5 protein-coding genes and 1 pseudogene are annotated in these 6,412 nt (G+C 44.0%); 5 read left to right on the plus strand and 1 reads right to left on the minus strand.

From position 1 onward, the window contains the following. Positions 1-51 precede the first annotated feature (51 nt). Positions 52-711 (plus strand): annotated as a pseudogene (locus DY78_RS09080) (2-keto-4-pentenoate hydratase); the annotation flags it as partial. Between the two features lie 213 nt (positions 712-924). Here the strand turns inward: DY78_RS09080 and DY78_RS09085 are convergent. Further along, the gene (locus tag DY78_RS09085; protein WP_024626310.1) at positions 925-1,461 is read right to left on the minus strand and encodes a phenolic acid decarboxylase; all 537 of its coding nucleotides are present in this window, start codon (positions 1,459-1,461) and stop codon (positions 925-927) included. 118 nt (positions 1,462-1,579) lie between these two features. Here DY78_RS09085 and DY78_RS09090 point away from each other — a divergent pair, with 118 nt between their 5' ends. From DY78_RS09090 to DY78_RS09105, 4 genes are all read left to right on the plus strand, one after another. Further along, complete coding sequence (locus DY78_RS09090; protein ID WP_024626309.1) at positions 1,580-2,128, plus strand: PadR family transcriptional regulator; 549 nt, start codon at positions 1,580-1,582, stop codon at positions 2,126-2,128. An 81-nt stretch (positions 2,129-2,209) separates the two neighbouring features. Continuing rightward, the gene (locus DY78_RS09095; RefSeq protein ID WP_024626308.1) at positions 2,210-2,671 is read left to right on the plus strand and encodes a universal stress protein; all 462 of its coding nucleotides are present in this window, start codon (positions 2,210-2,212) and stop codon (positions 2,669-2,671) included. 438 nt (positions 2,672-3,109) lie between these two features. Further along, positions 3,110-5,713: a bifunctional acetaldehyde-CoA/alcohol dehydrogenase gene (gene adhE, locus DY78_RS09100; RefSeq protein ID WP_024626307.1), complete on the plus strand. Its 2,604-nt coding sequence runs from the start codon at positions 3,110-3,112 to the stop codon at positions 5,711-5,713. Positions 5,714-5,992: 279 nt separating this feature from the next. Continuing rightward, positions 5,993-6,412: PTS fructose transporter subunit IIB (locus DY78_RS09105; protein ID WP_235810659.1), on the plus strand; the 420-nt coding region annotated here is incomplete at its 3' end.

Raw genomic sequence — 6,412 nt, forward strand, 5'->3', positions numbered from 1 at the left:
AGGTTATGCTGAACAATTTGTCCAAAAATTCGGATTAAATTTGCAATCTACCTAACGACTTTAAAGAATCAGCCAGTTGGGGGCTATAAAGTCTCGTTAACGAGTGCGGAAACACAGCAGATGTTTGATGCGCATACACCGTTGTATGGCGCGCAAGTTACCGACCACTTCTTGGCGGCACCCGCTACGGTACGCCTAAATCAATTAATGGCACCACTCGTGGAAGTTGAACTCGTTTTTCGGGCGAAGGAAGCGTTGCAAGTGACCGACTCACTGACCGATTTGTGGCATAAGACTACGGTGGCACCGGGGCTGGAATTACCAGATTCACGGTTCGCGGACTGGTTCCCAGATTTACCAAAGAACCTCGTCGTGGCCGATGCGGCCGTCGGTGGTTTAGTCGTCTACGGGACTGAACGCGATACGGATAAATGTTTTGATTCAGTGGACGCCGTGGCGACCGTTAAATGTGAATTAACTCATGATGGGGCTAGTTTGAAGCAGGGGGTTGCGAGTGAAGTATTAGGCAATCCACTGAAGTCGTTGCAATGGCTAGTGGGCAAGCTAGCAGCGCAAGGTAAGACGTTAACGGCTGGACAACGCGTTTCGTCCGGGACCTTCGTTTTACCACCAAAATTAACGGCGGGACACTGGCAAGCGACTTTTGATCAACAACTCGGGGACGTACAATTGAACGTCACTAACGATTAATTTAATAATAAACGCTAGCTGTAAAGACTAGTGGTGATGATGGACGCTGTGTTGCTTTTTAGACATGGCGTCTTTTTTGATAGCGAAATGGTTAGAAAAATAACGGTTAATCGATGTCATTAGGCAGAAATGGATACAAAAACCCGCTGACCCATAATCGTAGTGAGTCAGCGGGTTAATTGATTAAACTAAATTGTTTCACGTGAAACAAACTTACTTATTAATACGGTGATAGTTTTCATCGAAGTACTTACCAGCGCGGATGTCTGAAGGTAAACCTTCGTAGGGGGCTTCGCTAATGACATCTTCATTGTTTTGACCAGCGTCGCCCATATAAGTAATGTTGGCGAATTCTGGGACGACTAATTTTGGATAAGTGGCGTATTTTTCGCGAGATTCTTCCATTAAGTCGATGTGGTCATTTTGGAAGGTTACCGTAATTTCAGGATGTTCTTGGACCCATTTCGGGAAGAAAATCGTCCCGTTTAATTTCTTTTCGTTGGGTACGAAATCTAATGCCACGTCGGTCCCAGTTGGTTCCGTCCAAGCCACTTTATAAATACCGGGCGTTAACATGACAATGTTAGCTTCTTGGTCTTTGACCCAGCGACCGGCGACCATGCCGCCATGGATACGGTAATCAACGGTGTGATCATTCTTAGCGTACCATTCATATTCCCAGCCGTTATCGTACGTGTAAATGAAATGTGTGCCTAAAAAGTCATCTAAAGTTTCAAAAGTTTTGTTCATTTTTAAAAGCCTTCTTTGAATTAAGATTAGGTAATTTAAAACGTGTTATTAATTACATGTTTTAAACAACAAGGTTAGTGTATACTGAACTTAATCATTCGTCAAGGAGGAAATTCTCATGGCGCAAAAAAACAAGCTCCAGTTTATTATTTTAGGGCTCTTAAATCAGCAGCCGCTAACCGGCTACGACTTGACAAAAGCGTTCGATTCTGAAATCGGTGAATTTTGGCAAGCCCAACACAGCCAAATTTATCCGCAATTAAAACGGTTAGAGAGCCAAGGCTACATTACCCACGAAATTACCATCAGTGGAGAAAAACTCGAAAAAAAGTTATATCATATCACCCCCACGGGCCAAGCGTTAGTCCGCGACTGGATCACGACCGGGACGCCGGAATTAACGGCCTCAAAAGATGAATTCATTTTAAAACTGTACTTTGTTCAAACGAACCAAGATCCCCGATTACCGGAGATGTTGACGGAACAGTTACAGTTGCATACTGAAAAATTAGCACATTTAAAGATGCGGCTAAAAACCGTTTTTCCGACGGTTACCGCGCAAAAAGTGCACTATGGCCACTACTTGATCTTGCAACATGCCCTGGGACGCGAGCAATATTATGTTGAATGGTTGCAACAAACGCTGGCCGCCTTGCCAACGGTGTAATCTCGACAGCGCTTACTAGTGGAAACTGTTATAATGGGCTTGCATGGACCGAATTTAAAATAATTAAGGAGGCACTTGTGTATGCCAAGCAGTAAAATGAATGATCCGTTAGTTTATCGGCGGGTGTTGTTGACCGTTGATGAAGATGATAATACGTCTTCGGAACGGGCCTTCCGTTATGCCACCACGTTAGCGCGGGATTATGATGTCACGCTGGGGATTGTGTCGGTCATGGAAAATGATGATATTAATATCTTCGATTCTTTGACACCGTCCAAAATCCAAGAGAAACGTGACCATGTTAAACAAGTGGTTCAAGATTATGTTAAGCTGGCCGAACAATTAGGGCTAAAAAAAGTCGAAGCGCTCGTCTATGAAGGCGGCGATGTCGACGACGTTATTTTGGAAAAAGTTATTCCAGAATTTGAACCCGATTTATTAGTAACGGGGGCGGATACCGAATTTGCCCATTCAAAAATCAGTGGTGCCATTGGTCCACGGTTGGCGAAAAAAGCGCCCGTATCCGTGATTGTGGTCCGTTAATTTAGTTGAATATAATTTTTTGAAAGCGCGGCTATTTTGAAGATAGTGGCGCTTTTAAAATAGTTTTCAAAATCAGTATCCGCTTTTGGAATTATCCTGTCAGGATGATAGCAATGGGCGGGTGACTAGCATAAAGTTGGCGAACGGTATTGAAACACAATAAAATTAGATTGGAAACGAGTCGTCGTAAATCAGCAGTTATGTTGATTGGCGACGGCTTTTTAGTACGGGGCTAATTTTTTAAGAAAACTTGTTAACTGATGAACATACTTGTAACTGTAATCAGGCCCCACAACAAAGGATTTCTTAAACAACTGATGCTATTAGTTTTTACACAACTTTTAATTATTTTAAATTTATTATTGCATTTAAAAAATCGATGTGTATAATAAAGTTTGTAAATTAATTCACAAGAGAAATGAACGGAGGAAACAAACTATGATGAAAAACCAACCAGCCCAAACGACTACCGAAACCAATGAAGTTGATTCATTAGTAACCCGTTCCAAAAAAGCTTTAGCAGAATTGAAAACGTATTCACAAGCTCAAATCGATGATTTATGTGAAAAAATTGCGGTAGCTGCTTTGGATAACCATATGAAGTTAGCCAAGATGGCCGTTGCTGAAACGAAGCGTGGTGTGGTGGAAGATAAAGCCATCAAGAACATCTACGCTAGCGAATATATTTGGAATAGCATTCGCCACGATAAGACCGTGGGGATTTTAAAAGATGATGATGAAAAACAATTAATGGAAATTGCCGAACCAGTCGGGATCGTTGCTGGGGTTACCCCAGTTACGAACCCAACTTCAACGGTCGTCTTCAAGACGTTGATCTCCTTAAAGGGCCGGAACACGATTATCTTCGGTTTCCATCCACAAGCGCAAGAATGTTGTGCGGAAACGGCGCGCGTGATTCAAACAGCCATCGCCGCGGCGGGTGGCCCTGCCGACGCCGTGCTCTATATTGAACACCCCAGTATCGACGCCACTAACGACTTAATGCATCATGACGATGTCGCAACAATCTTAGCTACTGGTGGTCCTAGCATGGTTACGGCCGCTTATTCATCAGGGAAACCAGCCTTAGGTGTTGGCCCTGGTAATGGCCCAACTTACATCGAAAAGACCGCTGATATCAAGCAAGCCGTTAACGACATTGTATTGTCGAAGACGTTTGATAATGGGATGGTTTGTGCGACTGAAAACAGTGCCATCGTAGATAAAGAAATCTATGCGGACGTTAAAGCGGAACTCAAGCGCTTAGGCTGCTACTTCGTTAAAGCCAAGGACGTCGATGCTTTAACTGAAGCCGTTATTGATCCTAACCGGCACACCGTTCGGGGGCCCGTTGCTGGGAAGTCCGCTTATGATATTGCCCAAATGGCCGGCTTAAAAGATGTCGACAAGAATGCGCGTGTCTTAATTGCCGAAATCAATGGTGTTGGCTTGAAGTTCCCACTTTCAGGCGAAAAATTATCACCAGTTTTGACGATGTACAAGTCAACTTCGCATGAAGATGCCTTCAAGATTGCTGACGAATTACTGCATTATGGTGGTTTAGGCCATACTGCCGGGATTCATACTAAAGATGACGAACTCGTTAAAGAATTCGGGCTGCAAATGCCAGCTTGCCGGATCTTAGTTAACACGCCATCATCCGTTGGTGGGATTGGGAATATCTACAACAATATGACCCCATCATTGACTTTAGGGACCGGCTCATACGGTGGTAACTCCATTTCACATAACGTTACAGATACGGATCTGATTAATATCAAAACAGTGGCAAAACGGCGTAATAATATGCAATGGGTAAAGATGCCTCCCAAAGTCTACTTCGAACGCAACTCCGTTCGATATTTAGAGAGCATGGCGGGCATTAAGAAAGTCTTCTTAGTATGTGACCCTGGGATGGTCGAATTCGGTTATGCCGATCGGGTTACCGCGGTCTTGAACCAACGTAAGGAACCGGTTGATATCGACATCTTCTCCGAAGTTGAACCAAACCCTTCAACGGATACGGTTTACAAAGGGGTTGCCCGGATGAAGGCCTTCCAACCAGACACTATTATCGCTTTAGGTGGTGGGTCCGCGATGGATGCGGCCAAAGGGATGTGGCTCTTCTATGAACATCCCGAAGCTTCCTTCTTAGGCGCTAAGCAGAAGTTCTTAGACATCCGGAAACGGACTTACAAAGTACCCGTTGCGAATAAAGTAACGTATATCGGGATTCCAACCACGTCAGGGACGGGTTCAGAAGTAACGCCATATGCCGTTATTACCGACTCCAAGACCCACGTTAAGTACCCGGTAACCGACTATGCCATGCAACCAGACATTGCCATCGTCGACCCACAATTCGTGGAAACCGTACCAAAACGGACGACTGCTTGGACCGGTTTGGATGTCATCACCCATGCGACCGAAGCTTACGTCTCAGTTATGGCGTCTGACTTTACTCGGGGCTGGTCAATTCAGGCCTTGCAACTAGCCTTCAAGTACTTGAAAGCATCGTATGACGGCGACAAGTATGCGCGTGAAAAGATGCACAATGCATCGACCTTAGCAGGGATGGCCTTTGCCAATGCCTTCTTAGGAATCAACCACTCCATCGCGCATAAACTTGGTGGGGAATTTAACCTCCCTCACGGCTTGGCGATTGCCATCACGTACCCACAAGTGGTTCGTTACAACGCTGAAATTCCAACGAAGTTAGCAATGTGGCCAAAATATAACCACAATACTGCGCTGGAAGACTACGCCAATATTGCCCGGGCCTTAGGCTTACCTGGTAAGACGGATGAAGAATTGAAAGAAAGCTTAGTCAAAGCCTTCATCGATTTGGCCCACTCCATGGATGTCACCTTGTCATTGAAAGCCAACCGCGTTGAAAAGAAGCACTTCGACGAAGCCGTTGATCGGATTGCCGAATTAGCTTACGAAGACCAATGCACGACCGCTAATCCACGCGAACCATTGATTAGCGAATTGAAAGCCATTGTCGAACGCGAATGGGATGGCCAAGGTACCGAAAAATAGCGTTTAATCATAGTCCCAACTCTTGTGAATTCGGATTGTGACTGAATGGTCAAAAATCACTGTTACTAGCTTTGTTTGGGTGAGCTGGTAGCAGTGTTTTTGTGTGGAATGACTTGGTCAGCAATACTTTCAATGATTAATAAATTTATCTAATCAAATGAAAATTATTTCACTATTGATATTACTAATGGTAATTTAACCAATAACCGCTGAAAGCGTTTACTGATAGTGGCTTATTCTTTAACATCATAGTTGTAAATAAATCAAGGGGGCGTAAACATGTCAAAAAAAGTAATAGCTGTTACCGCGTGTGCAGCCGGGATTGCCCATACTTATATGGCGGCCGAAGGAATTGAGAATGCCGCAAAAGAAATGGGTTACGACGTCAAGGTTGAAACTAATGGTGCGATTGGCGCTGAAAATGTTTTGACTGAAGCAGATATCGAATCGGCGGATTTAGTTATTATTGCAGCAGATATTAAGATTGATCCGATTCGTTTTACTGGTAAACGGTTGTATGTCACGGATTCAAACGCAGCTATCAATGATGGCAAGGCTTTGATTGAAACGGCCGAAAAAGAAGCGGAAGTTTTTGGTAAAAAAGGAAGTAAAGTTGGGAAGATTCAAATTGGGAATAATAAAGAAAAGGTAGATTGTAAAATTAATCCGAACGCTGTTCGGACAAAAAAGATCAGCTTC

This window comes from Lactiplantibacillus fabifermentans DSM 21115, assembly GCF_000498955.2.
Classification (GTDB): domain Bacteria; phylum Bacillota; class Bacilli; order Lactobacillales; family Lactobacillaceae; genus Lactiplantibacillus; species Lactiplantibacillus fabifermentans.